This is a genomic window from Acidobacteriota bacterium, assembly GCA_030697165.1.
Lineage (GTDB): Bacteria > Acidobacteriota > Vicinamibacteria > Vicinamibacterales > UBA2999 > 12-FULL-67-14b.
Genome location: JAUYQQ010000013.1, coordinates 218,110 through 236,987 on the forward strand (window position 1 = coordinate 218,110; position 18,878 = coordinate 236,987).

The following is an 18,878-nucleotide window of genomic DNA, read 5'->3' on the forward strand; positions in this document are numbered from 1 at the left end:
GCTCATTATCGCGCACCTTGCACAGTATTTCGTCGACCATCCCGGCCCGCCCTACCAGCCCGACCGGCCTACTTGGCCTTGATGTCGTAGGCGTAGACGTTGTCCTGGTCGCGGATGATGAGCAGCCCGCCGCTGATGATGGGGTGGCTCCACGTCGAGAGGCCGCTCTGCTGGGCCAGCGTGAAGCGGCCGTGCTCCCGGTAGCCGGCCGGCGACGCCTCCGCCAGCCCGACGACCCCGCCTTCGCTGTAGAGATAGAGGCGCTGGTCCGCGAAGATCAACGAGCCCTTGCCAACGCTGCGATCGCGCCACGCCATGACGCCGGTATCGAACTTGAGCGCGGTGAGGATGCTGCTGGAGAAGCCGTACAGGTGGTCGCCGATCAGTACCGAGCTGGCGTGGTGGTTGCGCATGTCGCGCGTGAAGTAGAGCTCGTTGGCCGAGGCCAGGTTGCCGGCGGCGCGGATGTCGAGCAGCGCCGCGCCGGTGCCGTAGTCGGACGACACGAACACGCGCGTGCCGAGAACAATGGGGGTGGCCACGTTGGCGGTGCCGTTGGCGGCCTTGTGGTGCGACCACAGCAGCCGCCCGTCGCGCGGGTCCACCGCCAGCGTGCGCGAGCCGGTGAAGAAAATCACCTGGTTGAGGCTGCCGGTGCGCATCAACATCGGCGACGAGTAACCCGCCTCGTCTCCGTGGCTCTGCCACAAGGTGGCGCCGTCCGCTTTCGCAATCGCAACGATTGAGGCGCGCGGGCCGCCGGCGTTCACGAGAATGCGGTCGCCGACAACCAAGGGCGATTCGCTGTAGCCCCAGTACGGATTGCGGCCGCCGAACTTCTGGATCAGGTTGATCGACCAGAGCTTGTTGCCGGTCGCGTGTTCGAGGCACGTCAGGTCGCCGCTGCCGCCGAGCACATACAGCCGGTCGCCCTCGATGGTGGGCGTGCTGCGCGGGCCGTCGCCGCGATCGTTCTCGTAACGCCGGCCGTTGTGGTATTCCCACACCTTCTTGCCGGTGGCGCGATCAAACGCCATGACGTACTCGTTGCCGCCGCGCGCGCCCAGCGTGAAGAGGCGTCCGCCAGACGCCGAGAACGACGAGTAGCCGTTGCCGGCCCCGCTGGTGCGCCACACCTGCGGCGGCCCGGCCTTGGGCCACGATTGCAGCAGGCCCGTTTCCTGCGAGATGCCGTCGCGATCCGGCCCACGCCACTGGAACCACTCGGCCGGTGCCTGAGCCTGCGTCCAGACCGATGGCGCGAGTGCCAGCATCCCAACAACCACGATCGTCCACAGTCGAGCTGTCATCAGTGGCCTCACTTGCCTTTCATCCGCAGATTACGCCGATAACGCCGATTTGTTTCACGTGTAAGACGCCGGATGAGGCCCAGGCGGTCGGTCGACGAGCGGCGAAATCTGCGGACAAGACCATCGCAAAACGATCTGTTACGATCTGCCTCGTGAAACCAGCAGCATTTGTCGGAGCCGGAGTGGCGATTCTCGTCGGGGTGGGCATCGTGTTCATGGGCCGAAGAGAGCCGGAGCCGGCTCCGGCCGCAGCGCCCGTGACGGCGGCACCGGCGCCGGCGGCCCGAAAGGCTGAGCCGCCACCACCCGCGCCGGCCGCCGAGCCCGCCGCGCCGCGCGCCGCTGCGCCCAGAAAAACCGCGCCCGCTCCGGCGCCCGTCGTCGAGGCGGCGCCGACCCTGGCCACGCTCAGGCTCGAGTCGGATGTGCCGGGCGCCTCGGTGTTCATCGATCGCCAGTTCGTCGGCACCACCCCGCTCACCCTCGACAAGCTCGCGCCCGGCAGCAAGCAGGTGCAGCTCACGGCCGATGGGTTCGACAGCGTGCAGCGAACCGTCGAGCTGGCGGCCGGGCCGAACGCGGTCACCGTCCGCATCAAGGAAGTCCGCCTCGACGCGAAGGTCCCGGTGGTGCACAAGCACGCCATGGGCTCGTGCAACGGCATGTTGTCGGCGACCGTTGACGGCCTCAAGTACCAGACCGACAACAAGGGCGACGCGTTCACCCTGACTTATGCCCAGGCCGAACAGTTCGCGGTCGATTACCTGCAGAAGAACCTGCGGGTGAAGCAGCGGGGCGGCAAGACCTGGAACTTCACTGACAAGAATGACAACGCCGATGCCCTGTTCGTGTTCCACCGCGAGGTCGAGGCCGCGCGCAAGAAATTGGCAGAAGGCTACACGCCCGTCAGGTAACCCTCGGCTTTACCGCAGCATTCTCTCCAATTAACGTAATTTAACAGGCGGCACCACCTTTGCTACTCTTGACCCCATGAAACGCATCTTCCTGTTCCTGGCGACCAACATCGCCGTCATGATCACGCTGTCGATCGTGCTCAGCTTGCTGGGGTTCAGCGGCTACCTCACGCCGACAGGTCTCGACTACTCGGCCCTGATGGTCTTCAGCCTCGTGTGGGGCATGGCCGGCGCGTTCATCTCGCTGCAGATGTCGCGCTGGATGGCCAAGCGGGCCATGGGCGTCCAGCTCGTCGATGGCAAAAGCGGCCAGGCCGAGCTCGACTGGCTGCACCAGACCGTCGCCAACCTGGCGCGCAAGGCCGGGCTGCCGATGCCGGAAGTCGGCATCTACGACTCGCCGGAAGTGAACGCCTTCGCCACCGGCCCGAGCAAAAAGCGCAGCCTGGTCGCCGTCTCGACCGGCCTGCTCCGCTCGATGCGCCGTGAAGAAGTGGAAGGCGTGCTCGCGCACGAAGTCGCCCACATCCAGAACGGCGACATGGTCACGCTGACGCTGATCCAGGGCGTGGTGAACGCCTTCGTGATGTTCTTCTCCCGCATCGTCGCCAACATCGTCCGGCAGATGGTCGACGAGAAGATTTCGACCCTGGTGTTCTTCGTCACGACGATCGTGTTCGACATCTTGTTCGGCATTCTCGGCTCGATGGTGGTGGCGTGGTTCTCGCGCGCGCGCGAGTTCCGGGCCGACGCCGGCGGCGCGCAGCTGGCCGGCAAGGCCAACATGATCGGCGCCCTGCAGCGGCTGATGCAGAACAAGGACATGGTCGACACCTCGCAGCCCCAGCTGGCGACCATGAAGATTTCAGGCGCCCAGAGCGGGTTCATGGCGCTCATCTCGACCCACCCGCCGCTGGAAGTTCGCATCGCCGCCCTACAGAAGGCTCAGATTCTGTAAAAAGGGACCTGCTCCCCTTTTACGGTTTGCGTAAGAATAGGAGGAGCGAAAGCTCCTCCTATGGTTTCTGAAACAGTCCAGGCTGAAGGCCACCTGATCGACTCGGGCAATTTCCAGTCGATTCTCACCACCATTGTCGAACACGGGTCTGAATACGAGATCCTCCGCTTCGACGTCGGCCGCAAGAACGAAGAAGGCTCCCACCTCACCCTGCGGCTGACCGCCGACACGCCGGCACGGCTCCAGGACCTGCTGGCCCGCCTGTCGGTGTTTGGCTGTTACGTCGAGGGCACGCCCGACGTGTTGTTGCGGGAAGCCGACATGGACGGCGCCGTCCCGGAAGATTTCTATTCGACCACCAATCACCGCACCGCGGTGTTCACCGGTGGCGCCTGGGTGACGGCCGAGCGCCAGCGGATGGATGCCGTGCTGGTGGTTGACGGAGGCCGCGTCGCGTGCCGCAAGCTGCGCGACGTCCGCAAGGGCGACCGCATTGTCTGCGGCATGCAGGGCATTCGCGTCGCGCCCGACGTGCAGCAGCGCGACAAGCCCAGCTTCGGCTTCATGAGCAACGAGGTGTCGTCCGAGCGACGGGTCGAGACCGTCGTGGCCCGCATCGCCGACATGATGCGGCAGGTCAAGGCCACCGGCGGCCGGATCGCGTTCGTGGCCGGGCCGGTGGTGGTGCACACCGGCGGATCACAGTACTTCTGCGAGCTCGTCCGCCTGGGCTACGTTGACGCGCTGCTCGCGGGCAACGCCCTCGCCGTGCACGACATCGAGGTGGCCCTCTCAGGCACCTCGCTCGGCATCGACCTCAGCAGCGGCCACCCGGTGGAGCACGGCCATCGCAACCACATGCGCGCCATCAACGCCGTGCGCCGCGCCGGCGGCATCGGCGCGGCCGTCAAGTCCGGCGTCCTGACCTCCGGCGTCATGCACGCCTGCCATACCCACCACGTGCCGTACATCCTCGCCGGCTCGATCCGGGACGATGGTCCACTGCCCGAGACGATGATGGACCTGACGGCGGCGCAAGATGCGTACGGTGCCGCGCTGGCCGACATCGACGTGGTCGTCATGCTGTCGTCGATGCTGCACAGCATCGGCGTCGGCAACATGCTGCCGTCGTGGGTCAAGGTGATCTGCGTCGACATCAACCCCGCCGTCGTCACCAAGCTGTCGGACCGCGGGTCCACCCAGACAATTGGCGTCGTCACCGACGTGGGCTTGTTCCTCCACCAGTTGGCGGAACGTCTCAGACCTAACCACGAAGCACGCGAAGGGGACCCGAAGGACGCGAAGCATTAAACTTAGGTTTCTTCGAGTTCATCGTGGTTTCTTCGTGTCCTTCGTGGTTGCCTTATGCACAAAACACTCATCACGCCATCGACGCTGGCCCAGCACGTGAACGACCCGAGCTGGGTGATTATCGACTGCCGCTTCGACCTGACCGATCCCGCTAAGGGCGAGGCGCTGTATCGGGCCGGTCACATTCCGGGTGCGCGCTACGCCCACCTGGATCGGCAGTTGTCGGGTGAGAAGACCGGCACCAACGGACGCCATCCGCTGCCGACGCGAGAACAGATGGTCAAGAGCTTCAGTGAGCTCGGCATCGGCCCGCAGTGCCAGGTGGTGGCGTACGACGCCGACAGCAGCATGTATGCCGGACGGCTGTGGTGGATGTTGCGGTGGATGGGCCACGACGGCGTTGCGGTGCTCGACGGCGGATTGGCGCGGTGGCAGCGTGAAGGACACGCCGTCAAGGGCGGCGTCGAGCCGTCTGCCGCGGCGCAGTTCAAGGGTTCGCCGCGCCCGGGTTGGCGGCTGTCGGTGGACGAGGTGGCGCAGGGGCTCGGGACCCCGGCGCGGCTGCTGGTCGATTCGCGAACGCCCGAGCGGTATCGCGGCATTGGCGAGACGCTCGACAAGGTGGGCGGTCACATCCCCGGCGCGGCCAACTACTTCTTTCAGCAGAACCTGGCCGACGACAAGACCTTCAAGTCGCCGGAGGCGCTCAAGGCGCAGTGGGCCCCTATCCTGGAGGGACGGGATCCCAAGGAAGTGGTGGTCTATTGCGGTTCTGGCGTGACGGCCTGCCACAACCTGCTGGCGCTCGAACACGCCGGAATTCATGGCGTCAAGATTTTCCCGGGTTCCTGGAGCGAGTGGAGCGCCGACCCGGGCCGGCCGGTGGCCACGACCGAAGATTGACCTGGCCGCCAACCCTCGGCCGGGTCTTCCCGTCCAAGTCCCCATGACCCTTCGCATCCTGTTTACCCTGGCCATTCTGATTGGCCTCGCCGTGGCACCGTCCGCGCAAACCTTCCGCTGGGAGCCCAATCGCCGGACCGACGTCAGCGCCCAAGTGGAGCGCGCGCTCGAGCGGGCCGAGCGGCAGGTCGAGCGCCGCTGGCAGCAGATCGAGCAGCAATGGAAGCGCACCCTGCAGCGTTCGCTGAGGACGGGTGAACGCCAGGCGGCGCAAGCGGCGCGGATCGACCGCCAGGTCCGCCAGCGCGTCGAGCGCCAGGTCAACGCGCAGGTGCGCGCGGCCACCCGGTCGGCGGCCGGCTTCGGCTATCGATGGAACGACCGCTCGTTCCACTACGTCGGCCAGACCGGCACCGACGCCGATCCCTGCGCCGGCAGCCGCGAGTGGGATGACAACGACTATCGCCGGCACTGCGAAGTACGCGAATCGACCATGCCGGCCGGCCCGCTCACGGTGGATGCCGGCGCCAACGGCGGCATCACCGTCGAGGCGTGGGACCGCAACGAGATCCGCGTGCGCGCGGTCGTGACCGGCTCGGCCCGCACCGAAGAGCGCGCCCGCGAGATCGCCAACGGCGTGCAGGTGCAGTCGGGCGGCGGCCGCGTGTCGGCCACCGGGCCCGACCGGAACGAACGCCGCGAGTGGTGGTCGGTAAGCTACCGCATCAACGTGCCGCGCAGGAACGACCTTGACCTCAACGCGCGCAACGGCGGCATCACCATCACCGGCGTCAGTGGCAACCTTCGCTTCGACACCACCAACGGCGGCGTGCGACTCACCGACCTGGCCGGCCGCGTGAACGGCTCAACCCGCAACGGCGGCCTCACCGTGAGCCTTGGCGGCGATCGCTGGGACGGCGAGGGCATCGACGTGCAGACCAGCAACGGCGGCGTCACGCTGGCGGTTCCCGAGGGCTACAACGCGCAACTCGAGACCCGGACGGTGAACGGCGGCTTCCGCAGCGACATTCCGCTCACCATCCAGGGCGAGTTGTCCACGCGCCGCGGCATCTCGACGCAGCTGGGCTCGGGCGGTCCGACGGTCAGCGTGCGCACGACCAACGGCGGCGTGAAGATCGGCCGGCGGTGAGGCCGGCGGCCCCGCCGCCGGTGGGGCTCGCGCCTTCGGCGCTGGTAGGGGTCGCTCGCGGCGCTCGCATCCTGGGGCTCACCTCTTTTGTGGGGGAGGCATTTCCCCACGAGGGGGCGAAGCCCCCGAGCCCTACGAAGGCAGGGCCGAGCCCGACGAGCGAAGCGAGCCCTGTCGCCGTGCCGAACTCCACGATCAGGTTCGCAAGTAAACTCCCTACCATGAGCGAACTGAGCCAGATCTGGGTCAAGCGGATGCACAAGGGCCCGATGGATCCGAGGACGACGGCGACCGTCGTGGCCGGCAAGGGCATTGTTGGCAACGCCAACCAGGGCGGCAAGCGCCAGGTGACGATCGTCTCCAGCAAGAACTGGGAGGACGTGACCGCGCCGCTCGGTGCCACGCCCGATCCGCGCCTGCGCCGGGCGAATCTGCTGGTGTCTGACGTCGACTTCGTCGACTCGCGGGGCAAGATCCTCAGAATTGGCAACGTCCGCATCCGCATCTACGGCGAGACTCGTCCCTGCGAACAGATGGAGGCCGCTGTCGCGGGCTTGCAAGAGGCCATGAGCGTTCCGTGGGGCGGCGGCGCGTTTGGCGAAGTGCTGGACGATGGCGAGATCGCGGTGGGTGATGCAGTAGAACTCGTCGCGCCGTAGGATCTGATTCCTGGTCCCTGATTCCTGCTAGAGGCCGAGCATGGCCATCGGCAGCCATTCCTTGAGCTTCGCGAGGTGCGGCTTGACCAGGGCGAGGTTAACTGGCGGCACCTTCGACTTCGGCATCTCGGGCAGCGACATGCCGGACTTCAGAGCGCCGTCGCGGGCCATTTGCTCGAGCGCCGACACGTCGAGGCTGCCGGCCAGCTCCATGCCTGCCGCTTCGTAGACCCGGAGCCGCACCCACGAGAACTCCTCATCCGAGAACTTGTGGACGTTCAGTGCGGTCACGTGAGCCTTGCGCCCCTCGGTATAGATGCCGGTGAAGTCGGAGAGCATCGTGCGCAGGTCGCTGAACGACCAGTCGGAGCGATCGTTCTGCGCCCTCTGCTTCAGGATCTCGGACTTCTTCTCGAACTCGGTCCAGCGATCACCCAGTTCCGATCGCACGCGGCCTTGCACCGCGATAAAACGCTCGACCTGCGACGAGGTCAGCTCACCCGAGGTCGGCGGCGCATACGGCGACTGGTTGTTGACCTGATCGCTCAGGGTCGACAATTCCCGGGCCCGCCCGAGGTAATCATCGAACACCGGCCGGGCCGCGCGATAGGCATAGAAGCCGGCCACGCCGAACCCCACGATGGCAATCACCAACACGATCAGGCAGCCGCCGAGAATCTTCCTCATCGAACGACCAGTCTATCAGCGCACGGCGGCCAGGTGCCTGGCCTGCGACGCCGCATGGCGCTTCGCCTGCCCGCACATGAGGTCGCAGAGCTGGAACACGCTCGCGTCGGCCAGCTGGTAAATCACGAACAAGCCGTCGCGCCGCCGGGTGACGAACCCGTTGGCATGCAGCAACTGCAGGTGCTTCGACAGGTTGGCCTGGTTCAACCCGGTTTCGGCGATCAACTCGCTGACGTTCAGCGGACCTGCGCGCAACACGTTCAGCACCTCGAGCCGCGCCGGTTCCGCCAGCACCTTGAGGCGCTGGGCCACCACGCGCAGCGTGTCAGGCGTGAGTGGCTTGCTCAAGGCGGCCCTCCACCGGCAGTCCCGCCGACTCCCACGCTGAGAAGCCGCCGGTCAGGTTCGTCACATTCGAAATGCCGAGGCGTTCGAGCAGCGACGCGGCAATGGCCGACCGCGCACCGGCCTGGCATTGCACCACGATCGGCTGGGACGCCGGCAGGCTTCGACCACGTTCGCCCAGGTAGCCGAGCGGAATGTGAACCGCGCCGGGCAGGTGGCCCCCTGCCCATTCGGCGGCGCTTCGGACATCGACCACCGTGACGCCGCCCGAGGCGAGCTTCGCCTGCAACTCGGCGGCGGTGATCTGCGGCGTCGAGCGAAGTCCGTGACTGGCCGCGACGGCCGACGTGCCGAGCCAGCCGGCAATGCGATCGATGCCGATCGACGCCAACAGCCGCGAGACTTCCGGCAACCGGGCCGAGGTCGCCTCATCTGCAATCAGGTAGAGGTCCGCGGTGAACGGCACCAGCCAACCCGCCCAGGTCACAAACGAGCTGTTCAACGGAATATTCAACGTGCCGGGGACGTGCTGTCCGGCAAATTGCTCGGCCGGCCGCGTGTCGACGACCAGCGCGCCGGCGGCCAGCAGCTCACCGAGCTTGCCGTCCGCCAGCCGCGGCGGCGCCTGGTACGGACCGAGCAGCGCGGGGCCTTCCTTGTTCACGCGCTTCATATTGGCAAAGTAGGCCGGCGGCTCTGGCTGCCCCTCGAGCACGCGCGTGACGAACTCGGCTTCGGTCTTCACGTTGAACGCCCAATTGAAGCGGCGTTCGTAGCCGAGTGTCGACGAAGGGATCGCGCTGATGCCCTTGCCGCAGGCCGAGCCGGCGCCGTGTCCCGGCCAGATCTGCAGCCAGTCCTCGCGCGCCGCGAACTTCTGCAGGCTCTTCCACAACATCCTCGCCCCCGCCTCCATCGTCCCCTTGAGGTTGGCGGCGCGTTCGAGCAGGTCGGGCCGGCCGACGTCGCCGACGAAGACGAAGTCGCCGGTGACGGCTGCGATCGGCTGGTCGGCGGCCGCGCCGTCGGTGACGAGGAACGACAAGTGCTCGGGGGTGTGGCCGGGCGTGTGCAGGACATCGATGTGGATGTTGCCGATGGTGAGCCGATCGCCGTCGTGCAGCAGCCGGCCTTCCGAGGCAAACCCGTACTTCCAGTCGGCGTCGCCCTCATCCGAGAGATACAGCGTGGCGCCGGTCGCGTGGGCCAGCGCGCGCGACCCCGAGACGTAGTCGGCGTGAATGTGGGTTTCGGTGACGTGCGTGATGCGGAGGCCTTCGAGCGCCGCGGCCTGGACGTACTGGTCGATGTCGCGGTTCGCATCGATCACGATCGCTTCGCCGTTGGCCTGGCAGCCAATCATGTAGCTGGCCTGCGCGATCGACGGTTCAAAGAAACGTTTGACGAACATGGGGACTCCTTAGTTCACGAACGGATGAGTACATACGATCCCAGCACCACGAGCGTCGCCGCGAAGGCTTGCTGCACGCGGCGTTGCGGCAGGCGGTGGGTGATCATGCCGCCGGCCAGGGCGCCGGTGGCGGCCACCGCTGCAAAAGGTCCGACGAACGATGGCGCGAGCGGGGTGGTCACCAGATATCCGGGCAGTCCGGAGGCGGCGGCCATCGCCATCACCACCAGCGAGGCGCCGGTCGCTTCGCGCATGGGCAGCCGCGCCACGAGCACCAGCGCCGGCACAATCAGGAAGCCGCCCCCAACCCCGATCAGGCCCGTCAGCATCCCCAGGGGAAACCCGATCGCCAGCAGCACCGGTACCGAACGGCGCGCCGCTGGTGAGGCAACCGTGACCGGATTCCAGAACATCAGCGCCGCGGCCGCCAGCATCACCACGCCGAGCATGCGCATCTGCGTGACGTCGGCCAACTGCGCGCCGACGAAGCCCCCGAGCAGCGCTCCCACGGTGGCGGCCAGCCCGACGATCAGGCCGGCGGCCAGGGGCAGCGTGCCGCGCCAGAAACTGCCCACCGCGCCGGCCGTGGCGGCAATGCCGACCACCGCCAGGCTGATGACGACGGCTTCTTTCGGAGGGAAGTGGAGCCACAGCGTCAAGGCCGGGATGGCGAGGATCGAGCCACCACCGCCAAGCAGGCCCATGACCAGGCCAATGCCAATCGCCAACGCCGCGGCTGTCAGCGTCATATGTCTATATGACTATACAGCAATATATGGCTCGCGGCTTCGCCGCTCGTGGGGGTTGGGCCTCCCGGCCCTCCTGGGGCTTCCCCACGCCGAGCGTAGCGAGGCGCCCCACGAGTGCGCGAAGCGCACGAGCCCCACGCAGGCGGCGGAGCCGCCGAGCCCCACCGTTCACATCCCGAAGACGGCCCTGTAGAACGCGAGCTCATCCTCGAGCGCGCGGATGATGTTCTCGGCCTTGCGGAAGCCGTGCTGCTCGCCCTCGAACGTCACGTACTTCACCTTCAACCCCTTCTTGCGCACCGCCTCGGCCATCATCGCCGACTGGTTCGGCGGCACCACCTTGTCGTCGAGGCCCTGGAACAGGATGATCGGGCACGACAGGCGATCGGTGAAGTGAATCGGCGACCGTTCAACGTAGGTGTCGCGAGCGGCCGGATACGGGCCAATCAGCGACTCGTTGTAGCGCGACTCGAACTTGTGGGTGTCCTGCTGCAGCACTTCGAGGTCGCTGATGCCGTAATAACTGGCGCCGGCCTTGAACACCTGGTGGAAGGTCAGCGCCGCCAGCGTCGTGTAGCCGCCCGCGCTGCCGCCACGAATGATCAGCCGGCCGGGGTCGGCCTTGCCTGCCGCCACCATGGCCGTCGCGCCGCCAACCACATCTGCGACATCGGCGATGCCCCACTGCCCATTCAGCCGCGTGCGATAGGCGCGGCCGTAGCCGGTACTGCCGCTGTAGTTGACGTCGAGCACGGCAAAGCCGCGGCTCGTCCAGAACTGCAGCTTGGCATCGAGCACATCCAGGGTGGCTCCGGTCGGACCGCCGTGGGTCAACACCAGGAGTGGCGGCCGCTCACCGGCCGGGGCCACGACCTCCGGATTGGTCGGCGGATAGTAGAACGCATGCACCTCGCGGCCGGCCGCCGTGAAGGTTACCGCTTCGGCCCTGGCGATCCACGCGGGGTCGATCCGCTCGGCCGACGCCGAACGCAGCACCTCCTTCGTCCTGCTCGCGAGATCGAGACGCGTGATCGCATTCGCCTCGGTCGCCGATCCGGCCATGAAATAAAGCGCGCCTCCGCCGGCCTGGATCGACTCGAGCGGCTGCACCGGCAGCGCGATCGGCGTGAACTCGCGGCTGCGCGGGTCGATCAGCGCCAGCTGCCAGCGCCCGCCCTCGGTATAGGTGACGGCGATGCAATCGGCCGACACGAACGCATAGGTGACCATGCTGAACGTCCACTGCGGCTTACCGAACTCCGCCGCCATGGCATGCACCACCGCCACGCGCTCGCCGTCCAAGCGATAGAGATTCCACCAGCCCGATCGATCCGACACGAAGTACAAGGTGCCGTCAGGCGACCATTCGGGTTGGAAGATCGACTCGGCCGGCCCGCCCGCAACGATCCGCGCGGGGCCGAGCGCGCCGTCCGCGCCAAACCGCGCGAGGCACAACTCGGTGCCGTCCCACGGCATGTTGGGGTGATGCCATTGCAGCCACGCCAGCGATTGGCCGTCAGGGCTCACGATCGGATCGGAGTAGAAGTCAGCGCCAGAGACGAGCACGTGCTCCCTACCCGCCCTACCCGCCCTACCCGCAATCGCCACAATCGTATTTCCGGGCTCACCGGGCCTTGTGTGATCCTCGCGCACGCTGATCAGGCGATCGCGCGTCTCGTCAACGCGGAAGTCGGCGTAGAAGTAGCCATCGGCGGTGATGGGCTCGGGTGCCTCACCCGGCCGCTGCCGGTAGATGCGCTGGTCGCTGAAGCTCGAGAAATAGACGATGCCGCATTTCACCGTGTAGGCGGCGCCGCCGTACTCGTGCACGCGCGTGCGGACGTTGAGCGGCGCCGGTGTCACGTCGGTGGTCGCACCAGACGCATCGCGTTTCACCAACACCGTCCGGCCACCCTCCGACGCCCGCCCCTCCACCCAATACAGATCGTCTCCGTCAAGCTGGAGATGATCGAGGCGAAGCGCGCCCGCGGTGACGCGCGCGGCCGTGAGCGGCGAGGGCCAGGCGCCATAGGAAGCGATCGGTTTCATGAAGTACGCAGTTTCAGCGATATTGGGGCAGTTTCAAAGGACGCGACAAACTTTTACGAACCGCGCAGCACTTGGCGTGCTCGCCCGACTTACGCGCACCGTAAAAGGGGAGCAGGTCCACTTATACTCTCGGGATGCGTTTGAAACTTCGTTCGCTCTCGTTTGTCCTCCTCGTGATGCTGTCGCTGGCAGCGCCGCAGGCCCAGTCGCCGGCCGCGCCCAGGGTCACGTCGCCGGAACAATTCTTCGGCCACCAGATCGGCGCCGACTACGTGCTCCCGAACTACACCAAGTTCACCGAGTTCGTGAAGAAGCTCGACACCGAATCGGATCGCATGATCGTGCAGTCGATCGGCAAGACCGCCGAGGGCCGCGACCAGTTGATGGCGATCATCACCTCGCCCGAGAACCACCGGAACCTGGCGAAGTACCAGGACATTGCCCGCCGCCTGGCGCAGGCCGAGGGGCTGACCGACGAGCAGGCGCGCGCGCTCGCCCGCGACGGCAAGGCCGTGGTGTGGATCGACGGCGGCCTGCACGCCACCGAAGTGCTGGGCGCGCAGCAGCTGACCGAGACCATCTACCAGCTGGTGAGCAAGACCGACGAAGAGACCATGCGCTTCCTGCGCGACGTGATCATCCTCGCCGTCCACGCCAATCCCGACGGCATGGAGCTGGTCTCTGACTGGTACATGCGCAACAGCGATCCCCTCAAGCGCGAGACCGGCAACCTGCCGCGCCTGTACCAGAGGTACATCGGCCACGACAACAACCGCGACTTCTACATGTCGGCCCAGGCCGAGACCATCAACATCAACCGCCAGCTCTATAGCGAATGGTTCCCGCAGATCATCTACAACCACCACCAGACCGGCCCGACCGGCACCATCCTGTTCGCGCCGCCCTTCCGCGATCCGGCCAACTACGTCTACCACCCGCTGATCATCACGGGCCTCGACGTGGTCGGCTCGGCCATGCACAACCGGTTCGTGACCGAAAACAAGCCGGGCGCGACCATGCGCCGCGGCGCCAACTACTCGACGTGGTGGAACGGCGGCCTGCGCACCACGCCGTACTTCCACAACATGATTGGCCTGCTCACCGAAACCATCGGCCACCCGACGCCCATGGAAGTGGCGTTCGTGCCCGACCGGCAGATGGCCAGCGCCGACCTGCCGTATCCGATCCAGCCGCAGAAGTGGCACTTCCGCCAGTCGGTGGACTACTCGGTCACGGCCAACCGCGCCGTGCTCGACGTGGCGTCGCGCAACCGCGAGATTTTTCTCTACAGCATCTACAAGATGGGCAAGGACAGCATCGCCAAGGGCTCGACCGACACCTGGACGATGTACCCGCGGCGGCTGCAGGCGATGAAGGACGAGATCGCGCGGGGCCAGAAGGTGGACGCCGGCGATCCGCGCATGAACGTGGGCGGCTTCGCCCGCAACACCGTGCCGATCGCGCAATACGAGAAGCTGGCCAAGCGGCCCGAGTGGCGCGATCCGCGCGGCTACGTGCTGTCGGCAGATCAGCCCGATTTCCTGACCGCGACCAAGTTCATGAACGCACTCATCAAGAACGGCGTCGCCGTGCACAAGGCGACGGCCGCGTTCAGCGCCGGCGGCAAGCAGTATCCCACCGGATCGTGGGTGGTGAAGACGGCCCAGGCGTTCCGCCCGCACGTGCTCGACATGTTCGAGCCGCAGGATCACCCCAACGACTTTCAGTTCCCCGGCGGTCCGCCCATTCCGCCGTACGACAACGCCGGCTGGACGCTCGCCTACCAGATGGGCGTGAAGTTCGACCGCATTCTCGACGGCTTCGATGGCCCGTTCGAGAAGGTCACCACGCTCATCAAGCCCGCGCCCGGCAAGGTCACCGAGATCGCCGGCACCTCAGTAGGAAACACTGCGGGGTACGTCGTCTCGCACCACCAGAACGACGCGTTCATCGCCCTCAACCGGCTGATGAAGGCTGGTGAAGAGGCGTACTTCGTCGCGGATCGCTCGTGGCAGTCGGCCAACGGCACCGGCGTGATCTTCATTCCTGCCAAGGCCACCACCAGCGCGGTGCTGACCAAGGCCGCCGCGGACCTCGGCCTCAATTTCACGGCGGTCGCGCAACGGCCCACCGGTGCCACGCACAAGCTGACCAAGCCGCGCATTGGCCTGTGGGACAACTACGGCGGCTCCATGCCGTCGGGCTGGACGCGCTGGCTGCTCGAGCAGTACGAGTTCGATTTCGAACTGGTGTTCCCGGCGACGCTCGATGCCGGCAACCTCAAGGCGAAGTACGACGTCCTGATCTTCCCGGACGGCGGCATCCCCGAGAGCGCCGGCGGTGGCGGCGGGTTTGGCGGCGGCGGGGCCGGTCCGAACCCGGACAACATCCCCGCGGAGTTCCGCAATCGCCTCGGCCGCGTCACGATCGACAAGACCGTGCCGCAGCTCAAGAAGTTCGCGGAGGAGGGCGGCGCGATCATCGCCTATGGCGGCTCGGCCAACATCGGCCGTCACATGGGCCTGCCGGTCGGCGACCACCTGGTCGAGATGACCTCGGCCGGCGTCGAGCGCGCGCTGCCGCGCGACAAGTACTACATCCCCGGCTCGCTGCTGAAGGTGGCGGTCGACAACACCAATCCGCTCGCCTATGGCTTCGAGAAGGAAGTGGACGTGATGTTCGACAACAGCCCGGTGATGCACCTGGGCCCGGGCGCGGCCATGACCGGCGTCAAGCCGGTGGCGTGGTTTGCGGGCAAGGAATCGCTGCGCTCCGGATGGGCGTGGGGCCAGCACTACCTGCAGGACGGCGTCGCCGCGGCGGCCGCGACGGTTGGCAAGGGCAAGGTGTTCATGCTCGGTCCCGAGATCACCTTCCGCGCCCAGCCGCACGGCACGTTCAAGTTCCTGTTCAACGGGATCTATTACGGTTCGTCCGTGACCCAGTAGGACGAACCTTTAGTCCGCTCCAGGAGGGCCGGGACTTATAGTCCCGGCCTTTCCCTGGTACGGCATAAAATCCCACCATGCCCGCGCTCGAGACCGTCTTCTCCTTCGCCACCTTCATCGCCATGTTCGGCTGGATCCTGCTGGTGGTCCTGCCCGCCGACCCGCGCGTGAAGCTGCTGACGGCGATCATCATTCCGCTGACGCTGTCGGCGATCTATCTCACGTACATCTTCCTGCACATCGGCACCGCTCCCGGCGGCTTCGGCTCGCTGGCCGAGGTGAAGCTGCTGTTCGGGACCGATGAACTGCTGCTGGCCGGGTGGATCCACTACCTGGCCTTCGACCTGTTCGTCGGCGCGTGGGAGAGCCGCGACTCGCAGCGGCTCGGCATCCCCCGGCTGGTGATGGTGCCCTGCTACCTGATGACGTTCATGCTGGGCCCCATCGGCCTGTTGTTCTACTTCGCGATCAGAACCGCCAAGACACGCTCGCTGAGCCTGTCCCGCCGAAGCCTCGGCGAAGGCGGAGACGCGGCGTGACCGCCGAACTGCGCGCGCGCGATCCGCTCCTGTTCTGGACCGGCGCACTGATGCTGCTCGGCCTGGTCCTCGTCACCCTCCTGTCGATTGGCGACCAGCGCCTGATCCTGGGGATCAACCCGTGGATCAAGCCCGCGAAGTTCCTGGTCTCGATCACCATCTTCCTGTGGTCGATCGCGTGGTTCATGCCCGAGACCGAGCCAGACGAGGTCAAGCGCGCGCTGGTGCGCTGGACCGTGGCCGGCGCCATGGTCATCGAGATCGTGCTGATCGGGATGCAGGCGTGGCGCGGCGTCACCTCGCACTTCAACGCCGCCACCGCGTTCGACCTTGCGGTGTTCAACATCATGGGTGTGGCCATCACCGTGAGCAGCATCGCCGTCGTGTTGTTCCTGTGGATCCTCCGGCGCGACACCCCTTCGTCACGCGCCGGCTATTTGTGGGGCATCCGCACCGGCGTGGCGGTGTTCATCCTGGCCAGCGTGCTGCCGGGGTTCCTGATGGTGGCCAACAATGGCCATTCGTTTCCGGGACCCGACGGCGGGCCGGGGCTGCCGCTCGTGAACTGGTCGGTCGAGTTCGGCGATCTGCGCGTGGCGCATTTCTTTGGCATGCACGCCCTGCAGGCGCTGCCGCTGCTCGGCTTCCTGCTCGACCGAGCCCTCGGCGCCGACCAGCCGAGCAGCCTGATCCCCACCGCGCGAAACGTCATCATCACCATCGGCATCGTATGGTTCGTCGTCTCGGCCGCGCTGCTCGGCATCGCGCTGCTCGGCCGCCCGATAATGGCGCTATAGTTTGTCCCGGGGCCTGGCACGGTTACACCCCAAAACGTTTCAGTTTCTTCATACAGCGCAGAAACTGCGTCGTTTCTCCGTGTAACCGTGCCAGGCCCCATTACATTTCCCCGAAGAGGCATTTGACATGAACTACTACGGTCCGAAAGACATGGCGGAGAGCTGGCGCACGGTTCGCAAGAACACTATCCAGGTTGCTGAAGATATTCCCGAAGACCAGTACTCGTTCCGCGCCGCGCCCGACACCATGAGCGTCGGCGAGATTCTGGCGCACCTGGCGGCGACGCCGCACTGGGCCAACCAGTGCCACTTCGTGGACCAGAAGACCGCCATCACCATGGACGACTTCGGCCGGTGGATGGGCGAGGTCGGGACGACCTCGAAGTCGCTGACCACCAAGGCGGCGATCGTGGCGGCCCTCAAGGCCGACGGCGAGGCGTTTGCCGCGGGCCTCGAGTCCATGACCGATGCGCAGCTCGGCGAGCAAGTCGCGCTGCCCATGGGCGGCAAGACCCGCTTCGAGATGCTGCTCGGCGTGAAGGAGCATGAGATGCATCACCGCGCGCAGCTGTTCCTGATGGAGCGGATGATCGGCATCGTGCCGCACCTGACGCGCGCCCGCCAGGCCGCGCAGGCCGCCCGCCAGTAGGCACCTCATGAAGTTGCTGTGCGCCGGGGAGGCGTTCGAAGACCTCGTCTTCTTCGCGCTCGCTCGCCTCCCCGAGCTCGGCGAAGAGGTCAAGACCGATAGTTTCACCGCCACCGTCGGCGGCGGCGCGGTAATTACCGCCGTCCACGCCGCCCGCCTGGGCATGAAGTCGGCGATTCTGAGCGCGCTCGGCGATGCGGCGGTCGCCCACCTCAAGCGCGAGCGTGTCAGCGTCACCAACCTGCGGAGGCCGAACGAGCCGCACGCGATCACGGCGGCGCTCTCGACCGAAGAGGATCGCGCCTTCGTCACGTTCAACGGTGTCAACGCGAAGCTCGAAGCGCGAATCGCGACTACGTTATCCAAAGCGACAGCCGATCACATCCACTTTTGCTTCTATCCCCACGACTGCGCCCAGTGGACGCGCATCGTGACGCGCCTGCGCAAGCGCGGCATCACCACCTCGTGGGATTTTGGGTGGAACGAGCCGCTGACGGGCGACCGCGGCCTCACGGACCTGATCGACGCGCTCGATTTCGTGTTCGTCAACGAGGTCGAAGCCAGGCTGTACACCGGCGAGGCGACGCTCGAGGCGGCCATCCCCCACTGGCGGGAACGACAGGCCATCACCATCATCAAGCAGGGCGACCGGGGCGCGACGTGGATCGCACCCGACCGCGACATCCACTTCCCGGCGCCGCGCGTGAAGGTGGTGGACGCCGCCGGCGCGAGCGACGTGTTCAACGCCGGGTTCCTGGTGGCCTGGATGCGAGGCCAGTCACCGGCGCAGTGCCTCGCTGCAGGGAGCAAGACCGCGTCTTCACGCCACCCCGCACCTTAGGCACCTTAGGCACCCTAGGCACCTTACGCCCCCTAGGCACCCTAGGCACCCTAGGCACCCTAGGCACCCTATTTCATTTCCGCATCGCGTCAATACTCCACTTGCCCGATCCGGCCGCGGCGAAATAAAGAAAGACGAAGCAAAACAAGGCCGCGAGCTCGCCGCCGTTCATGATCGGCCACAGGCCTCGGGGCGCGTGCGCCTGGAAGTACGCCACCGCCATCTGGCCGCTCGCGACAAAGGCCACGGGGCTGGTGAACAGCCCGAGCGCAATCATCGCTCCGCCAATCACCTCGATGATGCCGGCCAGGCCCATCTGGGACATCAGCTCCACCGGCGCTGAGCGTCCGAACCCGCCAAACAGCTTGGGCAGTCCGTGCAGGAAGAACAGCAGGCCGGCGGTGAAGCGCAGGAGGGCGTATAGGTGGGACCGAAATGGCGCCAGCAGCTTTTCCATGCAGGGCATTACGCTGCCCGGACGCCAGCCGCTTACCTAGCACGGAGGTTCAATCACGAGGGTTCCATCACGGGGGTTCAAGCACGAAGGTGCTATCACGGGGGTTCAAGCCGAAGGTGCTATCACGGGGGTTCAAGCCGAACCTCCGTGCTTGAACCTCCGTGCTTGAACCTCCGTGCTTGAACCTCCGTGCTTGAACCT

At 66.3% G+C, this 18,878-nt stretch carries 18 protein-coding genes; 11 read left to right on the forward strand and 7 right to left on the reverse strand.

The annotated features are described in order from the left end of the window. Positions 1–68: 68 nt before the first annotated feature. The gene (locus tag Q8T13_13585) at positions 69–1,310 is read right to left on the reverse strand and encodes a PQQ-binding-like beta-propeller repeat protein (GenBank protein MDP3718791.1); all 1,242 of its coding nucleotides are present in this window, start codon (positions 1,308–1,310) and stop codon (positions 69–71) included. A gap of 152 nt (positions 1,311–1,462) precedes the next feature. On the opposite strand from Q8T13_13585, the gene Q8T13_13590 reads away from it, so the two are divergent. From Q8T13_13590 to Q8T13_13615, 6 genes are all read left to right on the forward strand, one after another. Continuing rightward, positions 1,463–2,224: a PEGA domain-containing protein gene (locus tag Q8T13_13590; protein MDP3718792.1), complete on the forward strand. Its 762-nt coding sequence runs from the start codon at positions 1,463–1,465 to the stop codon at positions 2,222–2,224. A gap of 76 nt (positions 2,225–2,300) precedes the next feature. Beyond that, a complete protein-coding gene (gene htpX / locus Q8T13_13595; protein ID MDP3718793.1) occupies positions 2,301–3,182 on the forward strand; it encodes a protease HtpX in 882 nt (293 codons plus the stop codon). 60 nt (positions 3,183–3,242) lie between these two features. Then, on the forward strand, positions 3,243–4,493 hold the full coding sequence (locus Q8T13_13600; GenBank protein ID MDP3718794.1) for a TIGR00300 family protein: 1,251 nt from the start codon (positions 3,243–3,245) through the stop codon (positions 4,491–4,493). Positions 4,494–4,547: 54 nt separating this feature from the next. Further along, positions 4,548–5,396, forward strand: coding sequence for a sulfurtransferase (locus Q8T13_13605; GenBank protein MDP3718795.1), 849 nt, complete (start codon positions 4,548–4,550; stop codon positions 5,394–5,396). Positions 5,397–5,439: 43 nt separating this feature from the next. Further along, on the forward strand, positions 5,440–6,546 hold the full coding sequence (locus tag Q8T13_13610; protein ID MDP3718796.1) for a DUF4097 family beta strand repeat-containing protein: 1,107 nt from the start codon (positions 5,440–5,442) through the stop codon (positions 6,544–6,546). 221 nt (positions 6,547–6,767) lie between these two features. Next, complete coding sequence (locus Q8T13_13615) at positions 6,768–7,205, forward strand: sulfurase (protein MDP3718797.1); 438 nt, start codon at positions 6,768–6,770, stop codon at positions 7,203–7,205. 27 nt (positions 7,206–7,232) lie between these two features. On the opposite strand, the gene Q8T13_13620 is transcribed toward Q8T13_13615, so the two are convergent. The 5 genes from Q8T13_13620 to Q8T13_13640 all read right to left on the reverse strand — a co-directional run bounded on the left by Q8T13_13620 (position 7,233) and on the right by Q8T13_13640 (position 12,446). Then, complete coding sequence (locus Q8T13_13620) at positions 7,233–7,892, reverse strand: hypothetical protein (GenBank protein MDP3718798.1); 660 nt, start codon at positions 7,890–7,892, stop codon at positions 7,233–7,235. 15 nt (positions 7,893–7,907) lie between these two features. Further along, positions 7,908–8,240 (reverse strand): metalloregulator ArsR/SmtB family transcription factor, encoded by a 333-nt coding sequence (locus Q8T13_13625; protein ID MDP3718799.1) that lies wholly within the window; start codon positions 8,238–8,240, stop codon positions 7,908–7,910. Further along, complete coding sequence (locus Q8T13_13630; GenBank protein MDP3718800.1) at positions 8,218–9,648, reverse strand: rhodanese-like domain-containing protein; 1,431 nt, start codon at positions 9,646–9,648, stop codon at positions 8,218–8,220. The genes Q8T13_13625 and Q8T13_13630 overlap by 23 nt, the downstream gene beginning before the upstream one ends. Positions 9,649–9,662: 14 nt before the next feature. Beyond that, positions 9,663–10,397 carry a sulfite exporter TauE/SafE family protein gene (locus Q8T13_13635; GenBank protein MDP3718801.1) on the reverse strand — a complete coding sequence of 245 codons (735 nt, stop codon included), beginning with the start codon at positions 10,395–10,397 and terminating at the stop codon, positions 9,663–9,665. Positions 10,398–10,565: 168 nt separating this feature from the next. After that, positions 10,566–12,446 carry a prolyl oligopeptidase family serine peptidase gene (locus Q8T13_13640; GenBank protein ID MDP3718802.1) on the reverse strand — a complete coding sequence of 627 codons (1,881 nt, stop codon included), beginning with the start codon at positions 12,444–12,446 and terminating at the stop codon, positions 10,566–10,568. 134 nt (positions 12,447–12,580) lie between these two features. Here Q8T13_13640 and Q8T13_13645 point away from each other — a divergent pair, with 134 nt between their 5' ends. From Q8T13_13645 to Q8T13_13665, 5 genes are all read left to right on the forward strand, one after another. Then, positions 12,581–15,394 (forward strand): M14 family metallopeptidase, encoded by a 2,814-nt coding sequence (locus tag Q8T13_13645; protein ID MDP3718803.1) that lies wholly within the window; start codon positions 12,581–12,583, stop codon positions 15,392–15,394. 77 nt (positions 15,395–15,471) lie between these two features. After that, positions 15,472–15,933 carry an ABA4-like family protein gene (locus Q8T13_13650; protein MDP3718804.1) on the forward strand — a complete coding sequence of 154 codons (462 nt, stop codon included), beginning with the start codon at positions 15,472–15,474 and terminating at the stop codon, positions 15,931–15,933. Then, the gene (locus tag Q8T13_13655; GenBank protein MDP3718805.1) at positions 15,930–16,730 is read left to right on the forward strand and encodes a hypothetical protein; all 801 of its coding nucleotides are present in this window, start codon (positions 15,930–15,932) and stop codon (positions 16,728–16,730) included. Before Q8T13_13650 ends, Q8T13_13655 begins: the two co-directional genes overlap by 4 nt. A 127-nt stretch (positions 16,731–16,857) precedes the next feature. Then, the gene (locus Q8T13_13660) at positions 16,858–17,379 is read left to right on the forward strand and encodes a DinB family protein (protein MDP3718806.1); all 522 of its coding nucleotides are present in this window, start codon (positions 16,858–16,860) and stop codon (positions 17,377–17,379) included. Between the two features lie 7 nt (positions 17,380–17,386). Beyond that, positions 17,387–18,220: a carbohydrate kinase family protein gene (locus Q8T13_13665; GenBank protein ID MDP3718807.1), complete on the forward strand. Its 834-nt coding sequence runs from the start codon at positions 17,387–17,389 to the stop codon at positions 18,218–18,220. A 73-nt stretch (positions 18,221–18,293) separates the two neighbouring features. Here the strand turns inward: Q8T13_13665 and Q8T13_13670 are convergent, their stop codons facing one another. Next, positions 18,294–18,677 carry a DoxX family protein gene (locus Q8T13_13670; GenBank protein MDP3718808.1) on the reverse strand — a complete coding sequence of 128 codons (384 nt, stop codon included), beginning with the start codon at positions 18,675–18,677 and terminating at the stop codon, positions 18,294–18,296. Positions 18,678–18,878: the final 201 nt, after the last annotated feature.